The organism is Peribacillus sp. NPDC097197 (genome assembly GCF_050278025.1).
In the GTDB taxonomy this organism is placed as follows: Bacteria; Bacillota; Bacilli; order Bacillales; family DSM-1321; genus Peribacillus.
The window spans coordinates 20,003-45,666 of record NZ_JBNNST010000007.1 but is presented as its reverse complement, the minus strand read 5'-3'; the positions used below and the strand labels follow the sequence as shown (position 1 = coordinate 45,666).

Annotated in this window: 26 protein-coding genes, 2 pseudogenes and 1 riboswitch; of the genes and pseudogenes, 12 read left to right on the top strand and 16 right to left on the bottom strand. The window is 42.2% G+C overall.

Annotated elements, in window-relative coordinates:
• Window positions 1–26: 26 nt before the first annotated feature.
• Window positions 27–190: riboswitch (SAM riboswitch) on the bottom strand.
• Between the two features lie 577 nt (window positions 191–767).
• On the top strand, window positions 768–2,351 hold the full coding sequence (pckA, locus tag ACQKL6_RS11030) for a phosphoenolpyruvate carboxykinase (ATP) (RefSeq protein ID WP_402875118.1): 1,584 nt from the start codon (window positions 768–770) through the stop codon (window positions 2,349–2,351).
• A 247-nt stretch (window positions 2,352–2,598) separates the two neighbouring features.
• Here the strand turns inward: pckA and ACQKL6_RS11025 are convergent, their stop codons facing one another.
• The 7 genes from ACQKL6_RS11025 to ACQKL6_RS10995 all read right to left on the bottom strand — a co-directional run bounded on the left by ACQKL6_RS11025 (window position 2,599) and on the right by ACQKL6_RS10995 (window position 9,086).
• Window positions 2,599–4,287, bottom strand: coding sequence for a methyl-accepting chemotaxis protein (locus ACQKL6_RS11025; RefSeq protein ID WP_427651071.1), 1,689 nt, complete (start codon window positions 4,285–4,287; stop codon window positions 2,599–2,601).
• A gap of 275 nt (window positions 4,288–4,562) precedes the next feature.
• Window positions 4,563–4,700, bottom strand: a complete 138-nt coding sequence (locus ACQKL6_RS11020) for a hypothetical protein (RefSeq protein ID WP_402957035.1) — start codon at window positions 4,698–4,700, stop codon at window positions 4,563–4,565.
• A 130-nt stretch (window positions 4,701–4,830) separates the two neighbouring features.
• Complete coding sequence (locus ACQKL6_RS11015; RefSeq protein ID WP_402957033.1) at window positions 4,831–6,192, bottom strand: MATE family efflux transporter; 1,362 nt, start codon at window positions 6,190–6,192, stop codon at window positions 4,831–4,833.
• Between the two features lie 24 nt (window positions 6,193–6,216).
• A complete protein-coding gene (locus ACQKL6_RS11010) occupies window positions 6,217–6,789 on the bottom strand; it encodes a TetR/AcrR family transcriptional regulator (protein ID WP_402875130.1) in 573 nt (190 codons plus the stop codon).
• Window positions 6,790–6,945: 156 nt separating this feature from the next.
• The gene (locus tag ACQKL6_RS11005) at window positions 6,946–7,716 is read right to left on the bottom strand and encodes a TSUP family transporter (RefSeq protein WP_407406295.1); all 771 of its coding nucleotides are present in this window, start codon (window positions 7,714–7,716) and stop codon (window positions 6,946–6,948) included.
• Window positions 7,717–8,015: 299 nt separating this feature from the next.
• Window positions 8,016–8,258, bottom strand: coding sequence for a DUF2584 domain-containing protein (locus ACQKL6_RS11000; RefSeq protein WP_403080354.1), 243 nt, complete (start codon window positions 8,256–8,258; stop codon window positions 8,016–8,018).
• Window positions 8,259–8,297: 39 nt separating this feature from the next.
• The gene (locus tag ACQKL6_RS10995) at window positions 8,298–9,086 is read right to left on the bottom strand and encodes an alpha/beta hydrolase family protein (protein ID WP_402957029.1); all 789 of its coding nucleotides are present in this window, start codon (window positions 9,084–9,086) and stop codon (window positions 8,298–8,300) included.
• A 180-nt stretch (window positions 9,087–9,266) separates the two neighbouring features.
• On the opposite strand from ACQKL6_RS10995, the pseudogene ACQKL6_RS10990 reads away from it, so the two are divergent.
• Window positions 9,267–9,773: pseudogene (locus tag ACQKL6_RS10990) on the top strand (ABC transporter substrate-binding protein); the annotation flags it as partial.
• 18 nt (window positions 9,774–9,791) lie between these two features.
• On the opposite strand, the gene ACQKL6_RS10985 reads toward ACQKL6_RS10990, so the two are convergent.
• The 3 genes from ACQKL6_RS10985 to ACQKL6_RS10975 form a co-directional block, all read right to left on the bottom strand.
• Complete coding sequence (locus ACQKL6_RS10985) at window positions 9,792–11,399, bottom strand: recombinase family protein (protein ID WP_427651070.1); 1,608 nt, start codon at window positions 11,397–11,399, stop codon at window positions 9,792–9,794.
• Between the two features lie 61 nt (window positions 11,400–11,460).
• On the bottom strand, window positions 11,461–11,667 hold the full coding sequence (locus tag ACQKL6_RS10980; protein WP_427590953.1) for a hypothetical protein: 207 nt from the start codon (window positions 11,665–11,667) through the stop codon (window positions 11,461–11,463).
• A 152-nt stretch (window positions 11,668–11,819) separates the two neighbouring features.
• Window positions 11,820–13,250: a DHA2 family efflux MFS transporter permease subunit gene (locus ACQKL6_RS10975; protein WP_427651069.1), complete on the bottom strand. Its 1,431-nt coding sequence runs from the start codon at window positions 13,248–13,250 to the stop codon at window positions 11,820–11,822.
• 165 nt (window positions 13,251–13,415) lie between these two features.
• Between ACQKL6_RS10975 and ACQKL6_RS10970 the strand changes: the two genes are divergently transcribed.
• From ACQKL6_RS10970 to ACQKL6_RS10950, 5 genes and pseudogenes are all read left to right on the top strand, one after another.
• Entirely contained in the window at window positions 13,416–13,952 is a 537-nt protein-coding gene (locus ACQKL6_RS10970) for a TetR/AcrR family transcriptional regulator (RefSeq protein WP_402957024.1), read from the top strand.
• Window positions 13,953–14,458: 506 nt separating this feature from the next.
• Window positions 14,459–15,958, top strand: coding sequence for a malate:quinone oxidoreductase (locus ACQKL6_RS10965; RefSeq protein ID WP_427651068.1), 1,500 nt, complete (start codon window positions 14,459–14,461; stop codon window positions 15,956–15,958).
• Window positions 15,959–16,133: 175 nt separating this feature from the next.
• A pseudogene (locus tag ACQKL6_RS10960) lies at window positions 16,134–16,595 on the top strand (ABC transporter substrate-binding protein); the annotation flags it as partial.
• A 24-nt stretch (window positions 16,596–16,619) separates the two neighbouring features.
• Window positions 16,620–17,390, top strand: coding sequence for an ABC transporter ATP-binding protein (locus ACQKL6_RS10955; RefSeq protein ID WP_402957022.1), 771 nt, complete (start codon window positions 16,620–16,622; stop codon window positions 17,388–17,390).
• Entirely contained in the window at window positions 17,380–18,171 is a 792-nt protein-coding gene (locus tag ACQKL6_RS10950) for an ABC transporter permease (RefSeq protein ID WP_402875150.1), read from the top strand. The genes ACQKL6_RS10955 and ACQKL6_RS10950 overlap by 11 nt, the downstream gene beginning before the upstream one ends.
• 66 nt (window positions 18,172–18,237) lie before the next feature.
• Here the strand turns inward: ACQKL6_RS10950 and ytkD are convergent, their stop codons facing one another.
• Window positions 18,238–18,699, bottom strand: a complete 462-nt coding sequence (gene ytkD, locus ACQKL6_RS10945) for an RNA deprotection pyrophosphohydrolase (protein ID WP_427651067.1) — start codon at window positions 18,697–18,699, stop codon at window positions 18,238–18,240.
• Between the two features lie 97 nt (window positions 18,700–18,796).
• Window positions 18,797–19,141, bottom strand: coding sequence for a hydrolase (locus tag ACQKL6_RS10940; RefSeq protein WP_402875159.1), 345 nt, complete (start codon window positions 19,139–19,141; stop codon window positions 18,797–18,799).
• Window positions 19,142–19,382: 241 nt separating this feature from the next.
• Here ACQKL6_RS10940 and ACQKL6_RS10935 point away from each other — a divergent pair, with 241 nt between their 5' ends.
• Window positions 19,383–19,640, top strand: coding sequence for a DUF6154 family protein (locus ACQKL6_RS10935; protein ID WP_402875161.1), 258 nt, complete (start codon window positions 19,383–19,385; stop codon window positions 19,638–19,640).
• 253 nt (window positions 19,641–19,893) lie between these two features.
• Window positions 19,894–20,427 carry an isochorismatase family protein gene (locus ACQKL6_RS10930; protein WP_427590957.1) on the top strand — a complete coding sequence of 178 codons (534 nt, stop codon included), beginning with the start codon at window positions 19,894–19,896 and terminating at the stop codon, window positions 20,425–20,427.
• A 534-nt stretch (window positions 20,428–20,961) separates the two neighbouring features.
• On the opposite strand, the gene ACQKL6_RS10925 is transcribed toward ACQKL6_RS10930, so the two are convergent.
• Window positions 20,962–21,312, bottom strand: coding sequence for a GNAT family N-acetyltransferase (locus tag ACQKL6_RS10925; protein ID WP_427651066.1), 351 nt, complete (start codon window positions 21,310–21,312; stop codon window positions 20,962–20,964).
• A 97-nt stretch (window positions 21,313–21,409) separates the two neighbouring features.
• Window positions 21,410–22,813 (bottom strand): PLP-dependent aminotransferase family protein, encoded by a 1,404-nt coding sequence (locus ACQKL6_RS10920; RefSeq protein WP_427651065.1) that lies wholly within the window; start codon window positions 22,811–22,813, stop codon window positions 21,410–21,412.
• A gap of 152 nt (window positions 22,814–22,965) precedes the next feature.
• Between ACQKL6_RS10920 and ACQKL6_RS10915 the strand changes: the two genes are divergently transcribed.
• Window positions 22,966–23,880 (top strand): DMT family transporter, encoded by a 915-nt coding sequence (locus tag ACQKL6_RS10915; RefSeq protein WP_427651064.1) that lies wholly within the window; start codon window positions 22,966–22,968, stop codon window positions 23,878–23,880.
• A gap of 52 nt (window positions 23,881–23,932) precedes the next feature.
• Here ACQKL6_RS10915 and ACQKL6_RS10910 read toward each other — a convergent pair whose 3' ends face one another.
• Window positions 23,933–24,373, bottom strand: coding sequence for a Dps family protein (locus ACQKL6_RS10910; RefSeq protein ID WP_402875179.1), 441 nt, complete (start codon window positions 24,371–24,373; stop codon window positions 23,933–23,935).
• Between the two features lie 122 nt (window positions 24,374–24,495).
• Between ACQKL6_RS10910 and ytzI the strand changes: the two genes are divergently transcribed.
• Window positions 24,496–24,651, top strand: a complete 156-nt coding sequence (ytzI, locus tag ACQKL6_RS10905; protein WP_402875181.1) for a YtzI protein — start codon at window positions 24,496–24,498, stop codon at window positions 24,649–24,651.
• 40 nt (window positions 24,652–24,691) lie between these two features.
• Here the strand turns inward: ytzI and ACQKL6_RS10900 are convergent, their stop codons facing one another.
• Window positions 24,692–25,165, bottom strand: coding sequence for an S-ribosylhomocysteine lyase (locus tag ACQKL6_RS10900; RefSeq protein ID WP_402957008.1), 474 nt, complete (start codon window positions 25,163–25,165; stop codon window positions 24,692–24,694).
• 205 nt (window positions 25,166–25,370) lie between these two features.
• On the opposite strand from ACQKL6_RS10900, the gene yidD reads away from it, so the two are divergent.
• Window positions 25,371–25,589: a membrane protein insertion efficiency factor YidD gene (gene yidD, locus ACQKL6_RS10895; protein WP_427651157.1), complete on the top strand. Its 219-nt coding sequence runs from the start codon at window positions 25,371–25,373 to the stop codon at window positions 25,587–25,589.
• The last annotated feature ends 75 nt before the right edge of the window (window positions 25,590–25,664 follow it).

The following is a 25,664-nucleotide window of genomic DNA, read 5'->3' as shown; positions in this document are numbered from 1 at the left end:
TAAAAATTCTATCATCTATCCTTTCACTCTTATCGTTCAAGGGTTTTTTACCTTGCTCAGGTTAGCACCATCACCACTATTCCTTGAAGGTTCATCGCTTTATTTTCGGCGATTGACCTTGGAGTCAAGTTCAATATGGCAGGTTGCTGGGTTTCAAAGGGCCTGTCCCTCCACCAACTCGGGATAAGAGAATCCGTACAATTTAAGATACTATCGTATTTAGTCTGAATTTGTCAATGTTTTTCTAAATAGAACATTTTTCCCCAATGAAAAATAAAAAAACTTTTTATCTGGCACAGCCGGACTATAAATAGTATTCTTAAAGAGTGTAAACTAAGAAGATAAGACCATTTACTTACAATGGATAAATCAGACAAAATGAACATACCATCCGAACCCCTATATTCATCCCTTTTTCAGATACATAAATGGTTGTTCACTTCTTTTCTTCCTATATAAATGAAAAGGTACACTAATCCTAAAACGGGACTTCACAAAGACTTGTGGCAGCAATCGTTTTTCACATCCTAGATTCACTTCATCCAGATCGTCTCCCGAATCAACCAGATTCAAAAACATCCATCCAGGATGACTCACTGCAAGTATATGCCCGCACTATACATAAGGTTACACTCGAAGTGAGATAATTGATTAATGTGACTATTCCATTTTCATTCACAAAAAAAGTTAAATAGTATAGACTATTCAATCCAATGTGTTATACTAATTGTATTATAAAAACTTAAACAAAGGAAGGTATCTCATATATGAATTCTGTTGACGTTAATGAGTTACACCAATTATTAGCAGGAAATAATGTGCAAACTCAACTCTCAGTTCCTCAATTAGTGGAAAAAGTATTAAGCAGAAATGAAGGCGTTTTAACTTCAACCGGCGCAGTAAAAGCTGAAACGGGCAAATACACGGGCCGTTCACCTAAAGATAAATATATTGTGGAAGAAGCTTCTGTAAAGGACAAAATTGACTGGGGCCCAGTGAACCAACCCATTTCCGAGGAAGTATTCAATAAACTATATAGTAAAGTAGTGGATTACTTAAAGACAAAAGAAGAAGTCTTTGTCTTCAAAGGTTTTGCTGGAGCAGACGAATCATCACGCCTTCCTATCCGAGTGGTTAATGAATATGCTTGGCACAACCTTTTTGCTCATACATTGTTCATCCGTCCGAATGAGGAAGAACTAAGAGGGCATGAAGCAGAATTCACCATCCTTTCCGCACCTAATTTCAAAGCGGATCCAGCAGTTGATGGAACGCAATCCGAAACGTTCATCATGGTATCATTCGAACGCCGTACTATCCTAATCGGTGGAACTGAATACGCAGGTGAAATGAAGAAATCGATTTTCTCAATCATGAACTACCTACTTCCGGAAGAAGAAATCCTTCCGATGCATTGTTCGGCAAACGTAGGTCGTGAAGGCGATGTCGCTTTATTCTTCGGATTGTCCGGTACTGGTAAAACGACTTTATCTGCCGACACGAACCGTAAACTGATCGGTGATGACGAACACGGCTGGTCTTCTAACGGTGTATTCAACATCGAAGGCGGATGCTATGCAAAAACCATCAACCTTTCACGTGAAAAAGAACCACAGATCTTCGACGCCATCCGTTTCGGCGCCGTATTGGAAAATGTCGTGGTAGATCCCGAAACACGCGTGGCGGACTACGATGACAGCTCATTAACGGAAAACACCCGTGCTGCATACCAAATGCAAGCGATCGATAACATCGTGAATCCAAGTATTGCGGGACACCCGAATACAATCATTTTCTTAACGGCTGATGCTTCTGGCGTACTGCCTCCAATCAGCAAACTTTCTAAAGAACAAGCCATGTTCCACTTCTTGAGCGGATACACAAGCAAATTGGCAGGTACAGAAAGAGGCGTGACGTCTCCTGAAGCAACATTCTCTACATGCTTCGGTTCACCGTTCCTACCACTTCCTGCTACACGCTATGCTGAAATGCTTGGAGAAAAAATCGACGAGCATGACGCAAAAGTATACCTGGTTAACACAGGATGGACTGGCGGAGCTTATGGAACTGGAAGCCGTATGAAGCTTGCTTATACTCGTGCCATGATCCAAGCAGCACTTGAAGGTGAATTAGCCAACATTGAAACCGTTCAAGATGATATCTTCGGCTTGAACATTCCGGTTCATGTTCCTGGTGTTCCTGATGAAGTGCTTCAACCAATCAAAACATGGGCAGACCCTGCTGCATACACAAAATCAGCAAAAGACCTTGCCGCTCAATTCCGTGCAAACTTCAAGAAATTCGGTAGCGTACCAAACGAAATCGAAGAACTTGGCGGACCGATTGCATAATAAAGATAGGAAAAAGGACCAAGCGAAAATCGCTTGGTCCTTTTCTTTATCATCAAAGCAAGAATGCATAGTCCCTGGATATCCTCCTCTTCCCCATATTCACATTAGCTTTCTACGCGCACACCCCTTGGCTATCCCCATCCCCTTCCTCCTATTTCATGTGACAAACCGCATTGCAACAGAAAAAACCTGAACGACTAAAACACCGTGTGAGTGGTGTTCTTCGTTCGGGTTCTTCATCGTGTTCTTAAATCTTGAAATGGCTTACTTCCTTCTGTAGGTTTTCGGCCAGGATTGCTAGTGATTGGGCGCCTGTCGTAATCTGTTCATTCGCCGCTAGCTGCTCTTCTGTGGCTGCACTTGTATCATGTGCCCGTTCAGCAGCGCTCACCGCAATTTCCTTTACGGAAGTGGCCCCTGCTCCCACCTCTTCGGTCATGGCTTGAATGTCTTCGATAGCATTGGATGCCGACTCTATCCGTTTTCCCACTTCACCGACTGCCACTTTGATCTGGTCGAACACCTGCAAGGAATTCTCCGAGGCAATGAGTCCATCTTCCGCTTTCTTGGTTCCCATCTTGATGGATTCCACCCCTTTTTTGGTCGCATCTTGAATCATGCTGACCATGTTTGCAATCTCTGAGGCGGACAATTTCGATTGCTCAGCCAGTTTCCGGACTTCATCTGCCACGACCGCAAAACCTTTTCCATGATCCCCGGCACGGGCAGCCTCGATCGCGGCATTCAATGCCAGTAAATTAGTTTGGTCGGAAATGTCCGTAATCAAGGCTGTCACTCTTTGAATATCACTTGAATGGCTCGTCATCATTTCCATGATTTTCGCCGAGTCCTGAATGGTGGAATTGATATGATTCATTTCCTTTGTCACCGCATTCATGCTGGATGATCCCTCACGAACTAGCGAATTCACCGTTTCAGCAGATTGAAGCATGTCGACATTGCTTTCCGTAACTCTCCCGACGGCTGCAGCCATTTCATTCATGGAATCCACCGAATTTTCAATAATGACCACCTGCTGATTCGTTCCTTGCATATTATCCTCTGCCGTTTTAGCAACCATCTCCGAAGAGGCAAGGCTTTCCTCGGAACTGGCTGACATTTGCTCCGCTTGAACAGCTAACTGGCTCGAAGAATCCCTCATACTCGAGACTATCGACTTCAGTTCATTAACCATTTTGTTGAATGCACCGGCCATTTCCCCAATCTCGTCCTTGTTCCTGACCTGTATGCTTTCCACCTGGAGATTTCCTCCAGCAACCTCACCAATAGCCGCAGTGAGCTTGCGGACCGGGCGGGTAATGCTGCGACTCAGGACAGTCGGCATTACGATACTAAGTATGAAGCCTCCGATGATGACCAACGTGATGAAGCTCAGCATATCCTTTACCAAAGCATCAATCTCTTTCCTTTTCTCTTGCATATAAACCTTCTGGTTGTCACTTAACTGTATGGCTTTTTCGATGATTGTTTCTTCTAGTACACTGGTCTCTTTTGCAATGACCAAAGCTTCCTGTGTTTTCTCTTTCTGGACATTATTGATTATTTCTTCTGAAAGTTCTGTATACTTCTGTTTTGCTTTATATGCCTCTTCCAGTAAAACCCGATCTTCTTTCTTTTCCATCGTCTTTTCTAACTCTTTATAGGCACCTTCAAACCTATCATACTTCTCGGACCGGCCTTCTAAATACTTGGCATCTCCATAGATCATATATCCCCGAATATCGTTGGAGTAATCTTGCTGATTGATGATCAGGTCATCCACAAGTTGAGTCTTTTTCACGCGATTATCCAATAAAAACGTATATTGTTTATTAAGATCATCGATAATCAACAAATATACAGTCCCAATGGCCAATAAAAATACAAGTAAAGATAAAAAACTACCCCATAATTTTTTTGATACAGTTAATTTCATATAGCATCCCCCAAGTCGGTTTTCTATCTTCTTTGACCATCATATAAGAGTATAAAGTCCTATATCAATTTTACCATATTCTACATAATATTTTGTCACTTCAAGGAAAAAAACCTAATGCTCGCTAAAGAGTCATTAGGTTTCCTCGTCGAATCCATATCACTTTTTCCTTTTTAGACATAACAAAACCCCACCTCTACTATTCGTAACGGGTGGGGTTTCTATAAGGCTTCCACATCGGCTAGATCCATCTACAAGAACACGTCCTTTTCAATTTAAATGGCTAATTTGCTGTATTCGTCTAACTGATCCTCGGTTAAATGTTTGATGAAATGGTGAAAGTTAATCGACTCGATTCCATATCTTTCGCAAATCATTAAATAGGTTTCATACGCTTTAGTATACATATTCATTTTACTTCTCCTCCTCTGTTATATAACAAATTATTTATTGTATTAATAATATATAACAGGGTGAATCATTCTGTCAATATTTTTTCAGAAATTTTAAAAAAACAAAAAAAGACCACCGAATAGGTGATCTCTAAATTCCATGACCTCTTTTACCAAAGAACGTACCTTCTCTTTTCAAATAAAGCAGGATGGTACAGAAAATGACTACTTCTGATAAAGGAATCGACAGCCATGCCGCATTGGTTCCGAATAGGAAAGGAAGGGTTACCAGGAATATGAGCATGAAAAGAAATTCCCGCCCAATCGTGATCCAGGCTGCCATCTTGACTTGCCCGACCGATTGAAAATAGGTCATCATGACGAAGTTGACCCCCATCAGAATATACCCGCCAAAGAAAATCCGAATGCCGATTGTCGCAAGTTCCTTCACGTCTTGTGAAAAGTCCCCGAATAAAGCAACTATATACGGTGCCGTCACTTGTCCGAGTAAGGTAATGAATACCCCCGCACCGATGGCCGTAAAAATGGCGATGCGAACCGTCTCGCGTTTTCGCTTCTCATCTTTTGCTCCATGGTAATAGCTAACAAGCGGTTGGATGGCCGACCCGATGCCAAGAAACATCAATAGCATCACACTGTGGGCATAATTGACGATGGAAAAGGCGGACAATCCGTCCGTTCCCGCCAACCGGGAAAACACATTATTATGCGCAATCGTAAAGACGGATACACCGAGTTCAGATAAAAAGCTGGGAAAACCGATGGACATGGTCAAAAGGAAAAGCCGCTTATCAAACCGGAATTTGACCAGACGAAGGGTATTTTTCTTCGTGAAGAAATGGGCCGAAAGCACGACGATTCCAAGCGCCGACGCGGTGATTGTCCCAAACGCGATTTCACGCACCCCTAAATCGAACACATACAAAATGATATAGTTCAATACGAAATTCGATACAGCCGTCACGATCAATGCCGTCATGGCCAGTGTCGGATTTCCATTATTCCGGATAAAAATACTCAAGGCATTTTCTAAGGTGAAAACAAAACCGAGCATCAAGAAAACGTTCATATAATCCGTCGCAAAGGGAGCGGTCGCTTCATTTGCCCCTAATGCGAAAACGAGCTGATTGTGAAACATATAGGCAATCAAACCAATGACGATGGTGAAGCCTGTAATTAGAACGATGGAATGCGTAAAAATGAAGCGGGAACGCACATAATCCTTCGCTCCCATGCTTTGGGAGTATAGCGTTGCACCACCGACACCAATCCAGATCGACATGGCGACAAAAATGGTATAAATGGGTCCAGCAATATTTACCCCTGCAAGGGCAACGGACCCAAGTTTGTTACCGACCATGACGCCATCGACGACAAAGTTCAATGCCATCAAAATCATTCCGATCATGGAAGGAATCAAATAGCGTAAGAAAATCTTTCCCGTCGATTCTATTTCCAGAAGACTTTTCTGTTGTTGTTCTCTCATTGCCATGTTCCCATCTCCTATTGCTTAACCTTACTTGGAAATTCCGCTCCAAAATACGGTCCATAATGCGTCAAATTTATCTTCCAACCGCTTAGGGTCATCGGAGTATACAAGTTCGACCAAGATGGCCACGATCACACCTGTGTAGGCCAATGTTAGCGTCCGGGCATTTCCCGAACGAACCGCCCCTTCTGCTATCCATGAATCGAATAACTTTTCTAACAGTGCTTCCTGTTGATTCTCGAGATCCGCCGCTTCCCGCTGCACCACTTTATACAAATGAGTAGGCGGAAAGAACTCCATCCTGAGCCAGAACTTTAAATTCTCATTTTCCTGAAACATCCTTCTCATCTCATCCAAGAATCCATATAGCGTCCTTTCCGGATCTTGTTTTTGCTTAAAATACGCCTCATAAAAGGATAGCTCCATCTCCTTGGCATCTGTAAGGACGGCTAAAAATAAATCATCCTTTCCTTTAAAATGAGAATAAATCGACTGTTTTTTAATTCCCACATCATCAGCTATTTGAGAAAGCGACGTGCCCTCATATCCGTTAACCGCAAAATGTTTGAGTGCCGCTTTTTTAATTTCTTCACTTTTCATTACCTTCACCCTTCATCAACCAATATTTTACCCGCACTGGTACGCTCATTATCCTAACGAACGTTCGTCAGGCAATTATCACACAGAAATTCCATTCTGTAAACAGGGAAAAGCAGCCGCAGATCATTCCACGGCCACTGGTATGTATACTTGCATTTAAATCACATGGAAATAGTTTAAAATATTCTTGCCGATCAATAAGACGGTGACGCAAATGAATAATAGCCTAACATAGGAAGATCCCTTTTTAATCGCGAAGTTCGTCCCGACTAAAGCCCCGGCCACCATGGCGATTCCCATCGGAATTCCGTAAGCAAAATTGACCGTGCCCATCGATAGGAAAACAACGAGTGCTGCAATATTACTGCCAAAGTTCAAAATCTTGGCATTGCCAGCCGCTTGAACAAAATCAAATCCTATGATCAAAAAGGCAAACAATAAAAAAGAACCCGTCCCTGGTCCAAGAAAACCATCGTAAAAACCAATTGCAAAAATGACCACTAACATCAGAATGAGCTTATTCCGGGTCAATCCCTTATACAAGGTTTCTTTACCCCAATCCTTTTTGACGATCGTGTAAATCGCGACAATCACTAATATCAACAGAATCAACGGCTTCAATATGTCAGGCGAAACAAAGTGAACGACATAGGCACCCAATATCGACCCGATCACGGTCAGCGGCAAAAACTTGATGACAAATTTGAAGTTCACTTTCCCTGCCCGAATAAATGAAATCGTACTCGTCAAGGAACCCATCGAGCTCGAAAACTTATTCGTCGCTAAAGCCGCAGATGGTGAAATTCCCGTAAACAATAAAGCAGGTATGGAAATAAGACCGCCCCCGCCCACAACAGAATCAATGAACGCAGCGATGAAACCCGCTATCACCAAAAACAGCAACGTATAAAGATTAATATCCTCCATCTACATTCCTTCTTTCAACAGCAATATCTCATCCATTATACTCCGGTGTCCCGGATTTTTTATAAATATCAAACAATTCTTCATAAAATTTCGGTTTGATCTTATAACGTGGGCGAATCAACGGCCCACGACCGGTCTGCACGCTGTGAATGTTGAATTATCCGCGTGAATGTCGAATTAATCGCACGAACGTCGAATTATGTGCCACCAATGGCGGAATGCTGGATAGTTCGGTCGAATTCCGTCCGTTCTCTACCACATAAAAAAGCGCATGCTAGATTCGCATGCGCTTCATGTATTCAATTCGTTGAATTCAGTGAGATCAATTGATATGTAATGTTGGTTTTTTCATTCATCCATTCGACTTTGCGGATGACGGCCGTTCCACTTGAATCGGATTGAATCGTTTTACGGACATCAATCGGGATGTCGATTGGATATAAGCGGTACCCGGCTTTCGTCAGGCTGAACACATTTTCTTCTTCACGAATTTCGTTTCCCTTTGTCACGATCATGGTGTTGAGTTCCATAGGCATGCCCATGTATATCTCCTCCTCTGGTCAATATACTTCATTCTACCATTATTCGGTTTTACTTTTCATCCAAGTTGTTAAATCTTCGACCACTTTTCGATTGACCGCAGGCGGGAAAAAATGCGTGAATTGTGGGAAATACCAACTTTCGACAGGCTTATCGTGGGCCTTCAACCTTTTTTCCAGTCGATAGGCGTGTTCCACCGATACATTATCATCCCTTTCCCCATGAATGATCAGAACCGGAACATTCAATTCCTCGATGGCAAACAACGGCGTCCTGTATTCATATTGCTCCGGGCATTTCTTAGGACTACCACCGATGACCCTCTTCATCATCCGCCGCATATCGACTCGTTCGACATACGTCATGAACATATCCGACACTCCACCCCATGTGACAAGGGACGCAGCCGTCTGACAATGGATCGCCGTCCATAGTGCCATGATGCCACCCCGGGAAAAGCCGAGGATATGAATATGCTCCTTATTCACCCGTGGATGCTGCTCCAACAGGTTAAAGCCTGCTATCGCATCGAACCGATCTTCTCCGGCAAAATCCTCGTCCCCCTCGCCGCCTTGGTTGCCCCTATAAAACGGGGCAAAGACGATGAACCCTTCTGCCGCATACTGGATGATACGTCCAGGCCTTACCTTGCCGACGTTTTTAATGCCACCCCGTAAATAAAGGAAAGCATCGTGAATGTCCCCATCCACCGGCTCAGCCAGTAATCCCTTTACCTTCAAACCTTGAGACATGTAAGTGACTAAAAAAAGGTGAATGCCAGGATGTGGTGAAGGGAACCGTTGCTTTGAAATCATCCTTCCGTTCTCCATGTTCCGCTCCCCCTTTCTGTTTCCCTTATTGTAAAACATTCAATCGATTTTATCCCCTGTTAGGCATTCACCATTTTCCCACTCGTTCATACGATAAGATAGGCAAAATTCCTATATATCAAGGAGGAAGGTAAATTGAAGAAATGGTGTAAAGCGGGTGTCCTATTTTTACTTGTATGCATGCTAGTCATACCCCTTGGGGCATGTGGTTCAAAGAAAGAAGAAACGACGAAGGTCCGTGTGGCCGAAGTAACACGCTCGCTTTTCTATACGCCGCAATATGTCGCGATTGAAAAAGGTTTTTTTGAAGAAGAAGGCCTAAAAATCGATTTAAAAACGACTGCTGGTGGCGACAAGACGATGACCACTTTACTGTCTGATGGTGCGGACATTGCACTCGTCGGATCGGAAACATCCATCTATGTCCAGGCGCAAGGGTCCAGTGACCCGGTCATTAACTTTGCCCAGCTAACGCAAACGGATGGGACCTTCCTTGTTTCACGTGAAAAGATTGAAAATTTTGAATGGGATATGTTGAAAGACTCCACCTTCCTCGGACAGCGTAAAGGCGGAATGCCGCAAATGGCGGGGGAATTCGTCTTGAAAAAACACAATATCGACCCGCAAAAAGATCTGACGCTCATTCAGAATATTGATTTTGCGAACATCGCGACCGCATTCGCATCCAGTAACAAAATGCATACTTCAAGGCGCCTCGCTATCAGGAAGTTCCTCCGTATTTTCATGTAAACATTCCCGAAGAGCTAAATTGAACGTAATCTGGACTTCATTTTTTCCAAAAACCACTTTATCCACAACCCTGGAAAGCATAGCCTTTTTCAAATCATTGTCCGCCTGATCGAATTCACTCTCCCACTGGTCAGCTAGATCGACATGCCTTGATGAGGCTTCTTTTTCCTTTTCGATATTTGCTTTCAATCCTGTCATACGTGCTGTATTTTCTGTTAACTTTTTCTCTACACTTCCCATGGCACCCGACAGTTGGTCCGGGGTGAATGCACTATCTCCCCCCAATGATTTGATGATTTCACCATGTAGCTTAGCCAATTGCTTCGTCAGAACCTGATGTTCCTTCTCCAGCTGCTTTAGGTTCCGCTCAAGCTGGGCTAGATGTGATGCCTTGTGAGAGGAGAGATCGAAGTAGGAGCCCATATCCAGTTGAGACAGAACCGCCTTCACCCTTTTCATCACGATGGCATCGTATTTTCTGCCTTCCCATGTGCTGCTTACATGTTCGCCATTCATCCTGCCTTTATTGAGCGGGCACCTATAGCGATACATAACTTTGGCGGAGTGATCCTCCTTCCCCTTACTTTTGCGATACAAGTAGTTGCCACTCAACTTTGCCCCACAATACTGGCAATAGGCCAACCCCGAAAACATCAGCTTCCCTGCCAATGGGATGCCTTCCTTGTCTTGTTGGTATAATTTAGTGCTCCTTGCACTCCTGATCCGCTCCGCTTCCTTGAATACTTCATCCGGAATAATTCGTAACTTCTCATTATATGGCTGTGTATTTCCGTCTTCCCCATTAAAGCCTTTATAGCGTTTGTTCCCGATATAAATCGGGTTGGCCAAGATGCGCTGAATGGTACTTACCCCATATATGTTCCCGTCCCTATTTCGATAGCCTTTGTTGTTCAAGTAATCAACAATTTTTCGATACCCCATGTGTCGGTCCACGTATAAACTGAAGACCAGCTTTATCATGGCCGACTCTTCCTCATCCACCGCCAACTCTTTCAGGTGCCTGTCTTTGTTCTTCCAATGCACCCGGTCTGTTTCGAGGATTCTATAACCAATCGGGGCGGCCCCACCTTGAAAATAGCCTTGCTCACTTAGCTGCTTTTTAGCTTCTCGAACCCTCATAGAAGTTTTCTGGCTTTCCCCGTCGGATTGCCAGAAACTGATATAGTTCAACAGCTTGTCGATATGTGTTTCCGTGTTCCGCTTTCCTTCTTGCGTGGACCAGACCTCTACGGCATTTTGATTCAGGAAATTGACGATTAAAGGCGTTTCATCCTCCCGCCTCCCTAATCGGTCAAACATGAACACCAAAAGAACATCCAATTCCTTGTCCAGGGCCCCTTGTTTAATCGTATTCAGGGCATCCCTTTCGTCCGCTTTCTTCGACCAGCCCGAAACCCCTTTTTCTATTACTTCATGAGTGATGCGCCAATCCGGCCTATTTTTCACGAATTCTTGGCATGCGTTTTTTTGAATGGGAATATCATCATCCGTAGCCATCTGCTTCATGGTGGATACTCGATACAGGCACCAAACCCGTTTCATTTTCACACCCCTTTTTCCCTGTTTCATTCGGTTAAAATAAAACCCTCATTAAAACGGTGCTTCAAAACCATATCCCCCTAAAAAACGCTTTAAGCCCTTTTCTCGCCACCTCGTTCCTCGCCTCACTCTTAGCGAATTTCAAAGTCACCTTCACCTTATAATCGGAGATCTCCAACAAATGATCGTATTCTTCATCTGTTCTGTGCTGGTATTCCGTTGTGTCCCATACAATCAGTTTCCCTTCCCCTCCATTTGCTTCCTCTGTCATCGCCATCACCCCGTTGCCATGGATTCCTATAATCTATGGCCGTCACGATGATAGTATTAATAGTCTTCTAATCACTACCCGTAGAATACTGGGGCAGAATGAGATTCATAAGGATAGAAAAAAGCCAGTACCCGAAAGTACTGGCTGACCAATTATGATGGTTGTTTAATCTTTGCTTTAGACGGAACGAACAGGGTTAACACGAATGCGATAATCGCTAGGATGGTCATGAAATAATAGGCATCACTCGAACCCAAGATCGAAGCTAGTGCGCGGATGGATTCAGCTGTAGCATTTGGTGTATCCCCCAGCAATGTTTCCCCATGCTTTGTCGTTTGTGCCGTAAACACGGTAACGACGATAGCCGTTCCAATTGCCCCTGCAATTTGGCGAACGGTATTATTCACGGCTGTGCCATGTGTCACTAGTGTTTTCGGTAAGGCATTCAAACCGGCCGTGTTCAATGGCATCGTAATAAAACTCAATCCTATTCGAAGGAAAATGGTCCGCACCATCAAAAAGACGAAGGTCGTCGATTCAGTTAAATCTGTAACCACCCACATGGACGGGATGATGAAAATCAAACCGATGATAAATACCGGTTTCGCGCCTAAGCGGTCAAACAATTTTCCCGTGACCGGAGACATCAAGGCATTGATGACAGCACCCGGTAATAATAATAAACCGGCGTCAAATGCAGTGAATCCTCGACCATTTTGTAAATAGATCGGCAATAAGATCATATCCGCATACATCATCATCGTAACGAAGATGTTAATGAAGGAAGTTAGCGTAAATACTTTATTCTTAAAAACCGATAAGTTAAGAAACGGATCAGAAGATTTAATTTGTCTCATACAGAAAATCGCTATCGTCACGATTCCTACAAGGATGGTCATTATGACAACCTTATCATCCCACCCATGGCTCCCCGCATTACTGAAGCCATATAGAATAAGACCAAATCCCATGGTTGATAGAACAACACTCGCTACATCCAACTTCACCTTTTCTGTTTCCGAAACATTGATTAAATATTTCATCGCTAATACTATGACGATCACGACAAATGGAATGATCCCGATAAATAACCAGCGCCATGAATAATATTCAATAACAAAACCGGCCAATGTCGGTGCAATGGCTGGAGCGAATATGATCGCCAGTCCCATCAACCCCATCATGCTTCCTCTTTTTTCAGGAGGGAAAATAAACATGACTACGCTCATTAGCAATGGCATAATAATTCCCGCCCCCACGGCCTGAATCATACGACCCATCAGTAAGATCGCGAAATTCGGTGCTACCGCGCACAAAATGGAGCCCATTAATAAAAACAGCATCGAACTTAAAAATAATTGCCGTGTAGAAAAACGTTTCATTAAATAGGCCGTAATCGGGATTAACACCCCATTCACCAACATGAACCCAGTGGATATCCACTGTACGGTTGTAGCAGATACAGAAAATACCTCCATTAAGTTACTTAGCGCCACGTTTAACAGGGTTTGATTTAAGGTGGATAAAAAACACCCTAAAATCAACACGGTTAATAATACCTTTTTATTGATTGGTTCCGACATATTACCCCTCACTTCATTTGCTTTTTTAACACCTTGTCAATAAAATAGATGGTATCATTCATTTATTTGGATGCCTATTCACAATTTGTTATGAAGTGTTAATTAAACAACAGATTTTTAAAAAATATTGAAGAAGTTCGAGATAATAGATGAAGGAGGTTTACGTTGTCGACACAAAAAAAGCAGGATCCCCGTGCCCTTCGCTCTAAGCGAATGATTAAAAAGGCCGTCACAGATATACTGATGGAAAACCCTGATATATCGAAGCTTACCGTACAAAAGATATCGGACCGCGCAGAGCTGAATCGTGCAACTTTTTATTTACACTTTGTCGATATTAATGATTTATTAAAACAGTTGGTCTATGATATTTTCGACGACTTATCGTCGGAATTGTCACCCATCCTGCAAATTGATAATTTGAATCATGAAGAGCAATTAATTACGTTTTTGGATTACTTTTATAAACACCGAAAGCTTTTTGCCGTGCTTTTTGCCCACCCGGGGTTCAAGAAAAAATTGCATATGATCTTAAAGGACTCCATTGCCATAAAACGTGTAAGGGACCGGACAAAGGAAGTAGCATTATCCATGGATATTCTCGCCTCCTCCATCTTGGGTGTCATCATGTGGTGGCTTAAAGATGGCGTTCATTTCAGTTCCGAATACATTGCCAACCAGATTATTGAACTTTATCGATAATCGAGTAGCAAACCAAATAATTAAAATGCTCTTTTTTTACATTTAATATGCATTCTTTTCATTAAAAGGTGTAAAATAAATATCGACCGGATTTATCAAACAATACTTCCATATTTCGTCTTTATTTACGTTCTCCATTACTTTCCTTCTATAAGAAATACGGGTGGAAAATCCAATTTGATAAACTTTTTCTGAGAGTGTTTTTAAGATATAATGGAGATAATGTATAAGGTAGGTCATGTTTCATTGGTTTTACCTATTGGTATTGGGTTTATGCTCATAACCAAAGCAGCGATATAATTTACGTTCACTACTTCACATCATCTATATTTTAACGATATAGTATTATTGGCTATTTTAATCTATTAAAAAAAGCAATACAGTATGATATGCTTATAATAAAGACAGGAATGATGTGTGACCAGGTCACGCCTTGGCTTATTGTGACGCCTAAGCAGGACCACCTACATCCTTTCTGCAAATTTTAGGGTATAAGGATGGTAATGATGAGCAACGGAGAAATCAAAACAGACGTCATCTTAATTGGTGCCGGGATCATGAGCGCGACTTTGGGGACAATGCTAAAAGAACTAGTACCGGAATGGGATATCAAGGTGTTCGAAAAGCTTGAAAGCGCGGGGGAAGAAAGCTCTAACGAGTGGAATAATGCGGGGACAGGTCATGCAGCACTGTGTGAACTTAATTACACAACTGAAAAACCAGATGGTTCTATTGATATTAGCAAAGCCATTAAAATTAACGAACAATTTCAACTTTCAACTCAGTTTTGGTCTTATCTTGTAAAGAACAAGCTGATAAATAATCCGCAAGACTTCATCACGTCATTGCCACATATGAGTATGGTTCAAGGGGAAGAAAATATTGCGTTCTTAAAGAAACGTTTTAAAGCGCTATCAGAAAGCCCACTATTCCAAGGGATGGAATTTTCTGAAGACCCTGCAAAATTGATGGAATGGATTCCACTTATCATGGAAAACCGTCCATCGAATGACCGCATTGCGGCCACTAAAATCGACTCTGGAACAGATGTTAACTTTGGTGCCTTGTCGCGTATGTTATTTGACCACTTAGAAAATAAAAATGTAGATATTAAATATAAACATTCTGTTGATAACATTAAACGGGCTAACGACGGTTCTTGGGAATTGAAAGTTCGTAACGCCAAGGGTAATGTTGAACGCCATAATGCTAAATTCGTCTTCATCGGCGGCGGGGGCGGAAGCTTGCACTTACTGCAAAAATCCGGTATCCCTGAAGGAAAGCATATTGGTGGATTCCCTGTCAGCGGGATCTTCATGGTATGTAATAATCCAGAAATCATCGAGCAACATCATGCCAAAGTATACGGAAAAGCTAAAGTTGGTGCGCCACCAATGTCTGTGCCGCATCTTGACACACGATTCATCGATAATAAAAAATCATTGCTATTCGGACCGTTTGCCGGCTTCTCACCGAAGTTCCTGAAAACTGGTTCCATGTTTGATTTAATCACTTCCGTCAAACCGAATAATGTCTTGACAATGTTATCAGCAGGCGCAAAAGAATTGCCTTTGACTAAATATCTGGTTCAACAACTTATGTTATCGAAAGAACAACGCGTTGAAGAATTACGTGAGTTCATCCCTAACGCTAAAGTTGAAGATTGGGATTTGGTCGTAGCTGGACAACGTGTTCAAGTTATCAAGGATACGGATAAAGGAAAAGGAACGCTTCAATTTGGTACGGAAGTCATTACAGGGGCTGACGGTTCGATTGCCGCGTTATTGGGTGCATCACCAGGTGCTTCAACAGCCGTTCATGTTATGCTTCAAATCATCGACAAATGCTTCCCTGAACAGAAGCAAGAATGGGAACCGAAACTTAAAGAAATGATTCCGTCTTACGGCATTTCCTTGAAAGATAACCCAGACGTTCTTGAAGAAGTTCATGCTTCTACAGCAGAGGTACTTGGTTTACACAAAAAAAAAGAAAAAGCCTATAATTAATATTCGATAACCTTCAATCTGAAAAGGATTGAAGGTTTTTTTATTCATTTTAACTCAAAACTCTCCCCCTCTATTTATTCCGCCAAACTGGAAATCATGACATAGACCATAAAAATAGATTCACTAATCTTCCCATACCATGATCCTCAAAAAAGTATGTATCTTGTTATCCATTGCCTTCGCATCCGGTACAGGTGATTTCGTCCAATTGTTCGAACCGACTGCCAGTGTGTTCGAGAAAGAAGGCAAGGGCCATATTGTCGCTTCCTTTGGTGCAGAGTCCGGTCATCTTCCCTATACCACCTTTATGGCCAAGGAAAGTTATCTGAAGGACGATAAAGAGACCGTAGAGAAATTTACTCGAGCCTTGAAGAAGGCACAGGATTGGGTGCAGGAAAATGATGCAGCAGAAGTCGCCAAAGTGATCCAACCATTCTTCGATGATATCGACGTTGAGACGATGGAGACCGTTATCGACCGTTACAAGGAGCAAGGTTCCTTTGCACCGGATCCGATTCTGGATGAAGAAGAATGGAATAACTTGCAGGATATCATGGACGAAGCCGGTGAATTGCCTACACGCATCAGCCATGATGAGCTTGTCAATACGGACTTTGCAAAAGAAGTCACCAAATAAGGTACAGAGTAAGGAGGATGTCTCATGGGATTTTTGACGATCGAAGACATTCACCACACGTATTTTTCAAATCAGGCGGCCCAAACCGCACTTGGGGGCATTTCTCTCGATATTGAAAAAGGTGAATTCGTCTCTTTTCTTGGCCCGAGCGGTTGCGGGAAAACGACCCTGCTTTCCATCATCGCCGGACTGTTTCCACCCACTTCTGGGAAAATCCTGCTCGAAAACGAACCGCTTGGGACGGATCATGATTTTCCGATTGGCTATATGCTTCAACAGGATTACCTCTTTCCATGGAAGACGATAGATGAAAATGTTACGTTGGGGTTACGTCTATTGAAGAAAAATGAAGGATTAGAACGGGTCAAAGCGTTGAAGTTATTGAATGAGGTGGGGTTGGCCGGATCTGAAAAGTCGTATCCACGCGAACTCTCTGGTGGAATGAGGCAACGTGCCGCCCTGGCCCGGACTCTCGCCGTTGACCCGAAGATCCTGCTTCTTGATGAACCATTTTCTGCCCTGGATTATCAAACGAAACTGAAACTCGAGGACCTTGTATCGGAAACACTGAAATCATTCGGAAAGACTGCTGTCCTTGTGACCCATGATATCGGTGAAGCGATTGCGATGAGTGACCGGATCTATTTGTTCGCTGCGAAACCGGGTAAAATCCATAAGACATTCGATGTGCCCATGGAACTGCGTGAACTGACACCTTTCCATGCCCGTAATCATCCAGAGTACACCGCGTTATTCCAAACAATTTGGAAGGAGCTTGAAAGTCTTGAATATTGAACAGCTTCATGGCCAATATAAAGCCTCGTTGAAAAAAGAAAAAAAGCTGGTCCGTGTTTATCAGCTCCTCATTTTCATCGTCTTTTTCAGTGGGTGGGAGTTGTTTTCACGGATGAAATGGATCGATCCGCTCATCTTCAGTTCCCCTTCGAAAGTCTGGCAGTTATTTTTAACGAAAGTGGCTGATGGTTCCCTGCTCTCCCATTCGGGCGTGACGCTATTCGAAACCGTACTCGGCTTTCTTATCGGAACACTGCTTGGGACGGTGCTCGCTTCCGTACTTTGGTGGTCTCCTAGACTATCCAATATCCTTGATCCCTATCTCGTCATTTTAAATGCGATGCCAAAAGTGGCCCTTGGTCCCATCATCATCGTCGCATTCGGTCCCGGCTTCCCTTCGATTATTTCCATGGGAGCGATCATTTCCATCATCATCACCACGATTGTCGTCTATACCGCATTTCGGGAAGTCGACCCAAACTACCTGAAAGTCCTTCAAACATTTGGTGCCACACGGTTACAGTCGTTCCGGGAAGCCATATTACCCGCTTCCTTTCCAACCATCATCTCCACCTTGAAAGTGAACGTGGGACTCTCATGGGTGGGTGTCATCGTCGGAGAATTCCTTGTTTCCGCAAAAGGGCTCGGCTACCTAATCATCTATGGATTCCAAGTCTTCAATTTCACCCTCGTGATGCTTGCCTTGATGATCATCGCTGTCTTCGCAACTATCATGTACCAGCTTGTCGAACTGCTTGAACGAAAATTGATCAAGGACTGACCTAGCTGCTGATCGTAAATCGGCAGTTTTTTTATGTAAAAAAACAGCCTGCTGACTGTCTCTTTGTCATCCTTCCATCATGTCTTTAAGCCGTTTCAGGCTAAGCGGCAGGATTTCGTCTTTCATGATAAAACTGTACTCCTTCCCTGGGACGTCCGGCAGCTTAGCCAAAAGGAGCGGTCCGTCCGTCTCCAGATAGTCCTTTTTGCTTTCCAGACCACCTAGCTCGGCGAAGTAGATGGATTTGATGAACGGTTTTATGGGATCATGGACCTTGTATTGCCCTAAAAAAATCAACTCGTTCACCAATCCGCCTGTTTCTTCATACACTTCACGCTTGGCTGCCTCTTCAATCGTTTCTCCATCCTCCCGCTTGCCACCTGGAAATTCCAACCCCCGCTTCCGGTGTTTCGTCAATACCCACTTGCCGTTATATCGGCATATTACAAAAACATGATAGGCATCCCCGAAAGCCTCATCATGTGAAAACTCGACCATATATCCATTTTCGTCTATAAAGCTTTTCATATTTCCCACAACCAATCCTTATTTCACCCATTTCTCTCCATTTGCGTTATACTTATTATAAGATAAAAAAATGGGAATGTAGCAAAAAAGATGACCTCTAATATTCGAGGCCATCATCTGTCCGCTTTGCCTGCAGAATACCCATGCTTTCGATATGCCGCTTGCCTTCTTCTGTTCCTAGCATATAGATCATTTCATAAATCTTTTGAAGCGTGACATCCTGTTCATCGTTTTCACGGTCATAATGATATTGTAAATACGGTACGTGGGCACGATAAAAATTATCTTCCCCTACAGAATAATTGTAATCGAACAATTCCCGAAGCTGGATGATTTCATTATCCGTTGCCTCGATTTCAAAATTCCATGGAGAACTTTCCCGGTCCTGCGTGATTTGCCCGTTTGGGATGTATACGTAATACTTTTTCCTGGTTTCTTCCATTCATCATCATCCTTTCCCTAACTCCTACGCTTATTTTCTCACCAGATTCCACCTTCATACGATGGAAAAATTTGTTTGCACAAATGGGAAAGATGTTAAATAATAGATTAAAGTATCTTTCAAAGGGTAAAACATATAATAAGCCCAAGCATCCTACAGATTTTTATATGCATCATGAGGTTTTTTTGATAACCTACATATAAAGAGATAACGGATTTTCAAGAAATGTGAGGTGAAAGTTATGAAGTTGATTGAAGAATTGTACAACATGTACCGTAATAAATTGACTGGTGATGAAGAAGACATTGATATGCTAACCTTTGCTGTCCTGGAACAATTGGACCGCAAGGAAATTTTTGAATTGCTTCAAGAGATGGATGACCAAGAACTAACCGATCTTATGGGCCTTTACATTATTGAAACGTTAAAAGGAAAATTCGCACAAAATAGTTTAAATGATACGAAACCTACTCACTTTTCACCAAGGAATATACATTAATTACATACCATATTAGGCGTCCCGCATCTTGGGACGCCTTTCTTTTTGTTGTCTGTTAAAAGGGTTACCCTTATTTATTGCCGAAGTTCGCTAAAAATTGTCATACAACGGCTTGTACTTCCTCTAATTTTTCCGGTTTTAATAGGCTAATCATCTTAGGGATAAACTCTTGATTTAGGGGAAACTAGATAGAATATTACCTCATTTTAAAAAAGCATTAGAAAGGAACAATCCAGAATGAGCGGGGATGTTTATGAACACGGAAAAAAACACGGCATTACTTATAATTGATCTTCAGATAGGATCATTTTTGAAGGAAAAACTGATATATAAAGGAGATGAATTATTAAACAATATTCAATTTCTCATTTCAAAAGCCCGTATTGAGCAGATCCCCATTTTTTTCACGAAACACAATGGTAAAGCGGGGACCCTTAATCAGAAAGGAAATCGTGGATGGGAAGTTCATCCGTCGATCCCTCTTTTTAAAGAGGACGTTATCATTGAAAAAGATTTTCCTGATTCCTTCCAACAAACGGATCTTCAGCAACAATTAGTAAACAAAAAAATCAGTCGAATTATTATAACAGGGATTCAATCGGAAGTTTGTGTAGATGCTACTTGTCGTCGTGCATATAGCCTAGGTTATGAAGTGATTCTTGCAGAGGATGGTCATAGCACATACGACTCTAACATTTTAAACGCTTCTCAAATTATCAATCACCATAACGATATACATGCTCAATGGTTTGCAAATGTACAAAAAACGAAAGATATTTTCTTGTAGGTATTTCACAGTCAGCAATTTGAGTAAAGAAAATGTGAATAAAAGCTTTACAAAAAAAATCAGTTCATTTAATACTTTGTCTAAGCTTGGATATTAGGTTTTTGTATGCCTTCCTTTTTTATTTCTGAAGGAAGGCATACAAAAACAAGAGTTCTTATAAAAAAACGTTATACCTGTACATTGCTCAGGTCTTCGGTAAGGACCATTATGTGAACATATTGGTCCTTTTTTGATGTTATTTCGATTCTTTTTTTTAGATATACATAGCAGAGAACAACTAAAGCTGGAACTATACTAGGAAGGAAACGGACGACAAAGTGAAGAGGCATAAATGTTGTTACATCAACGTTTATGCCTCTTCACTTTTTTCAATTCGGGCTCCCCCCTTTTTGGACAGCCCCTTTTTTTGATAATCTTCATTATTGAAACAAATAGAGCTGAAAAAGTGTTATATAACGATTAAAATGTCTATTTAGATAATTTGCTATCATTTTGATTGTAGATTCTCTCTTAAAAAAATTCGATCATTTCGATTCAACATATCTTCATCGTCATTAACACTCTAGACTCACTTGTCGTATAACCATTTTTCGTGAAAAACATCTCCGGTTTTCCTTCGCCTCTCTCAGTCGATAAATAGGCCGAATCAACTTTTTTCTCTGCTAAGATTTCCGTCAAATAGTTTAACAAGTTTGTGCCAATAGCTGTTTGTTGAATGCTACCACACACACAAATCTCGTTTATATAGTAGCTCTTGTTATCAGCCCATTGCCCTTCATTTCCAACTAAAAATCCAATTAATTGTTCCTCGGAAGTATAATAACCGATTCCTATGTATCCAGGAGTCCTGCTTATGTCCAACAAGCGTTTGTAAGAAGTCTTCACACTCTGGTGAACAGTTTTGCTGCTTCCTCTAAATCCGTATCTGTTAATAACCGAATATTACGTTCCATCGAAGACCCTCCTAATTTCCTCAGTCTCCCTACTTCAACTTATCTTCTTCTAGATCCCAGGCTCCTTTCAATTTCTTTATGCCCACTTGTATCTCTTCTTCTGATACCCCTGCGAACCCTATTAAGACAGTGGTGGTCGGAGGTTGCTTTGTATAAAACAGTGAAGCGGGATAGATTTTCACGCCATGCATTTTTGCTCTCTCAATAAGCTCTCCTTCATTAAACCGTGAGTCCACGTCAAGCAAGATATGCAGTCCTGAGTCTCCTCCCCGAATCTTCACATGTCTTCCTAATTCGTTTTGGATGGTCTCTAATACCATCTCTCTCTTTTTTTGATACAGCTTTCTCATTCTGTTGATGTGTTTTTGCCATTCACCCCTTTTGATAAATTCAGCAAGCGTAAACTGAATGTGACAGGATACCGTTTGTTTATACAAGGAAGTGATTTCGGTACCTTTTTCTAATAGAGGTGCAGGAAGAACCATATAGCTGATGCGCAACGAGGGGAGAAGGGATTTAGAGAAAGTGCCCATATAAATGACCCGGTTATGCTGGTCAATCCCTTGCAAAGAAGGAATCGGCTGTCCGCTGTATCTATACTCCCCCTCATAATCGTCCTCAATGATATAAGATTGATTATCCGCTGCCCATTTAAGGAGCTGCCTTCTTCTGTTGATCGTCATGGTGGTGCCGAGTGGAAATTGATGAGAAGGCGTTACATACACAAGAGATGGATTTTTATTTCGGATTCCCTGCATACAGATTCCCTCTTCATCCACTGGCATAGGGAGAATCTTCATAGAATTGATTTCAAAGATCCTCCTCGCTCTCGGAAAGCCCGGATCCTCATACCCTATGGAAATATCCCGCCCAAAGACTTGGCATAAGATCTGCAACAGTATAGGATTACCCGCCCCTAAAATGACCTGTTCAGGTTGACAATGAACACCGCGTGAATGATATAAGTGTTCGGCAATAAGCTCTCTCAACACAGGTTCCCCCAATATATTCCCTGGCCGATAAAGCTGTTGACCATATTGATCTAAGCTACTGACCATACTTCTTCGCCAAGAAGAAAAAGGAAAGTGAGTTGAATCCACATGGCCATAATGAAAATCAATCCATTGTTCATTCTCCTTTACTTTGGGCTTAATGGAAGAGTCGTTTGCCATATGTACAAAATCGGATTCACTATAATCCACATACCAGCCACTTCTCGGCTTGCTCACAATGTACCCTTCAGCCGCAAGCTGATCATAGGTACGCTCGACTGTCGTGTGGCTGATTGAAAGCTGAGACGCGAGCACCCTTTTGGAAGGAAGTTTCATCCCGTTTTGAAGATGCCCTTCCTGCATCTCTTTCTTGAAAAGCTGATAGAGCTGTTGATAAAGGGGCGTATCGTGGTTTCGATTTAAAAAAAATGTGATATCCACTTCGATGATCCCTCCTAACTGGCATTGTTTTATTTAAAGAAACTGGCTGTTTATTAAGAACCATTTTCTGTTTATATTCATTGTAATCCATTAAAAGGAATAAGACGCAGATAAAAAAGGATGTTGGAGAAATATGATTGGGAGTGATTGTAATGAAGAAAACATCAAATGGTTGGGTGAACGGTTTTATTGGCGTAGTGATTTTTAGCGGCTCACTGCCTGCGACTCGCTTAGCTGTAGCGGATTTCGATCCAGTGTTCCTTACCTTGTGCCGCGCGGCGATAGCAGGTGTATTGGCAGGAGCCCTTCTTCTTCTCTTCCGGCAGTCACGTCCTGAAAGAACGGATATCGTCCCTCTTATGATCGTAGCGGTTGGTGTCGTGGTTGGTTTCCCACTGCTGACTGCCTTGGCCCTGCAATCTGTCACATCGGCACATGCTATCATCTTCATTGGTCTACTTCCGCTCTCGACGGCTATATTTGGGGTGATTCGGGGTGGGGAACGCCCACGTCCCTCCTTCTGGATATTTTCTGCTGCTGGTAGCTTCCTGGTTGCAGGGTATGCCCTCATCCAAGATGGGGAAGCTTCCCCAATCGGCGACGTTTACATGGTGGCCTCGATCATCATATGTGGTCTTGGTTATGCTGAAGGCGCTCGACTCTCACGGAAGCTAGGGGACTGGCAGGTGATCTGTTGGGCTCTCGTTCTATCCCTTCCCCTAATGCTTCCACTTTCCGTCTATCTATCCCCGGATTCGTGGGACGACATTGGTGGACCTTCACTATTGAGCCTTGCTTATGTATCTTTATTCAGCATGCTCATCGGCTTCATCTTCTGGTACCGTGGTCTCGCTCAGGGTGGTATAGCGGCGGTTGGGCAGCTGCAGCTCCTTCAACCATTTTTCGGGCTGTTGCTTGCAGCTGTCTTTCTGCATGAGGAGATTGGTCCCACACTCATAGCTGTGAATATAGCTGTGGTGCTTTGTGTGGCAGCGACCCGGCGTGTAGCAAGAGCACCACGAATGAAAGCCGAGACAGACGACATGAAAAGTGATTTGACGAAATAGTCTAGAAACAAAAAAAAGGCCCTACCGAAGTAGAACCCATCTCATTCTAAGCTTAGTTTCCTAAATAAGCACGTAGCATCCAAGCATGTTTGTTCAAGCTTTTCTTCATGCTAGTAAGCATATCGGCTGTTACTGGATCTTCCTCTTCAGCGGCTTCGATGATTTCTAGGAATTCCGTAGAAAGTTTTTCGAAATCGGTGATGACGCTTTGTACCATATCTTCTGTATTTTCTTTACCTGTCGCTTCTTCAAGAGTCGTCAATTCTAAATATTCTTTAAGCGTAGCGACCGGTTTTTCTCCGATGGCTAAAAGTCGTTCAGCTAGCTCGTCCATGTCTGTACCGATTTCTGTGTATAATTCTTCTAGTTTTTGGTGAAGTTCAAAGAAGTGAGGTCCATTTACGAACCAGTGGAAATTGTGGATTTTTGTATAAAGGACATTGAAGTTTGCAATTTCTTTGTTTACTAATTTACCTAATTTTTTCTGAGTCATAATATCTACCTCCGTTAGTTGGTTATACCTATATAGTTCCCTCTCCACAAAAATTGAAACCTTTATCGCTTCAATTCTTATGCTAAAATGAATATATAATTTGTCCCAAAGGAGCTGTCAATATGTTTACGGTTTTAGTGATATCCATCATAGTCATCTTGATTGTACTAGGGCTATCCGTCCTGACGATCGGTAAAGGCTATAGCTACAAGCATACTGTCGATCCAATTGACCCGCTGCCAAAAAACGAAGAAGAGGAAAAAGACCAAGATAAATAAAAAAAATCCTGTCTTGGAAAAGACAGGATTTTTTTAGAGTTTAACCGAATACTTTATGAAGGTCCGCTTTATCTTGTGATAACCAGAAATTCATCAATTTCTTAGCTCCTTCAAGATCATGCAATTTTGCTTGGCCGCATTGCTTTTCATTAGCAGCTGGAATTTCCGTGATTTGTAGTGCATCCTTGAACGTATCTTCCAAAACGTCGATGATTTCCGTCACGGTCGGCTCACCACTCACAACCAGGTAATATCCTGTTTGGCAACCCATTGGCGAAATATCGATGATATCAAAATGATCGTACTGCTCGGAATGCTTACGGATGTTGAACGCGAGCAAATGTTCCAAAGTGTGGATCGTATCCGGCTTCATCGCTTGCTTGTTCGGCTGGCAGAAACGGATATCAAATTTATTAACAACACCATCTGTTCCGACCTTATGGACACCGCAATGTCTTACATAGGGGGCTTTAACAGCATTATGATCTAATTCAAAGCTTTCAACTGAAGGCATTTTATTCACTCCTTAATTGTATGTCTCTTCTATTTTACCTTGAAACACAATATATTTCACCCTTTTAAATTTATGGCAATTGGCTGAACAGGCCTAAAATCCTTTCTCACATCCTTTATTAACCTTCTAGAAAACAAAAGAAATATGGTATAATAAACGATAGTGAATTTATTCGAAAAGAGATGAAAGTGCCTTGCTGAAAAAAATGATCATGGGCATCATACGTTTTTATCAGATCGTGGTTTCTCCATTAAAACCGCCAACTTGCCGTTTTTACCCTACCTGTTCTCATTACGGTTTAGAGGCCGTGAACCGTTTCGGTCCGATCAAAGGAAGCTGGCTAGCCATCATCAGGATTCTTAAATGCCATCCGTTCCATCCAGGTGGTATTGACCTTGTTCCAGAAAAAAAGAAAAAACGATAATAAGAAGGAACGAGTCAAAAAAACCTTGCTTTTCGGAACGATTTTATGTATTATACTATAGTCAAATCGTAATCA

Excerpts from the sequence above, each read along its gene's own strand:
- yidD (WP_427651157.1), top strand. The coding sequence starts at position 25,371 with ATGATCATGGGCATCATACGTTTTTATCAGATCGTGGTTTCTCCATTA.
- ACQKL6_RS10955 (WP_402957022.1), top strand. The coding sequence starts at position 16,620 with ATGGGATTTTTGACGATCGAAGACATTCACCACACGTATTTTTCAAAT.
- ACQKL6_RS10915 (WP_427651064.1), top strand. The coding sequence starts at position 22,966 with ATGAAGAAAACATCAAATGGTTGGGTGAACGGTTTTATTGGCGTAGTG.
- ACQKL6_RS10935 (WP_402875161.1), top strand. The coding sequence starts at position 19,383 with ATGAAGTTGATTGAAGAATTGTACAACATGTACCGTAATAAATTGACT.
- ACQKL6_RS10995 (WP_402957029.1), bottom strand. The coding sequence starts at position 9,086 with ATGGAGAACGGAAGGATGATTTCAAAGCAACGGTTCCCTTCACCACAT.
- ACQKL6_RS10980 (WP_427590953.1), bottom strand. The coding sequence starts at position 11,667 with ATGACAGAGGAAGCAAATGGAGGGGAAGGGAAACTGATTGTATGGGAC.
- pckA (WP_402875118.1), top strand. The coding sequence starts at position 768 with ATGAATTCTGTTGACGTTAATGAGTTACACCAATTATTAGCAGGAAAT.
- ACQKL6_RS11015 (WP_402957033.1), bottom strand. The coding sequence starts at position 6,192 with ATGGCAATGAGAGAACAACAACAGAAAAGTCTTCTGGAAATAGAATCG.
- ACQKL6_RS11010 (WP_402875130.1), bottom strand. The coding sequence starts at position 6,789 with ATGAAAAGTGAAGAAATTAAAAAAGCGGCACTCAAACATTTTGCGGTT.
- ACQKL6_RS11020 (WP_402957035.1), bottom strand. The coding sequence starts at position 4,700 with ATGAATATGTATACTAAAGCGTATGAAACCTATTTAATGATTTGCGAA.
- ACQKL6_RS11000 (WP_403080354.1), bottom strand. The coding sequence starts at position 8,258 with ATGGGCATGCCTATGGAACTCAACACCATGATCGTGACAAAGGGAAAC.
- ACQKL6_RS10900 (WP_402957008.1), bottom strand. The coding sequence starts at position 25,165 with ATGCCTTCAGTTGAAAGCTTTGAATTAGATCATAATGCTGTTAAAGCC.
- ytkD (WP_427651067.1), bottom strand. The coding sequence starts at position 18,699 with ATGAAAAGCTTTATAGACGAAAATGGATATATGGTCGAGTTTTCACAT.
- ACQKL6_RS10985 (WP_427651070.1), bottom strand. The coding sequence starts at position 11,399 with ATGAAACGGGTTTGGTGCCTGTATCGAGTATCCACCATGAAGCAGATG.
- ACQKL6_RS10975 (WP_427651069.1), bottom strand. The coding sequence starts at position 13,250 with ATGTCGGAACCAATCAATAAAAAGGTATTATTAACCGTGTTGATTTTA.
- ACQKL6_RS10940 (WP_402875159.1), bottom strand. The coding sequence starts at position 19,141 with ATGGAAGAAACCAGGAAAAAGTATTACGTATACATCCCAAACGGGCAA.
- ACQKL6_RS10965 (WP_427651068.1), top strand. The coding sequence starts at position 14,459 with ATGAGCAACGGAGAAATCAAAACAGACGTCATCTTAATTGGTGCCGGG.
- ACQKL6_RS10930 (WP_427590957.1), top strand. The coding sequence starts at position 19,894 with ATGAACACGGAAAAAAACACGGCATTACTTATAATTGATCTTCAGATA.
- ACQKL6_RS10910 (WP_402875179.1), bottom strand. The coding sequence starts at position 24,373 with ATGACTCAGAAAAAATTAGGTAAATTAGTAAACAAAGAAATTGCAAAC.
- ytzI (WP_402875181.1), top strand. The coding sequence starts at position 24,496 with ATGTTTACGGTTTTAGTGATATCCATCATAGTCATCTTGATTGTACTA.
- ACQKL6_RS11025 (WP_427651071.1), bottom strand. The coding sequence starts at position 4,287 with ATGAAATTAACTGTATCAAAAAAATTATGGGGTAGTTTTTTATCTTTA.
- ACQKL6_RS11005 (WP_407406295.1), bottom strand. The coding sequence starts at position 7,716 with ATGGAGGATATTAATCTTTATACGTTGCTGTTTTTGGTGATAGCGGGT.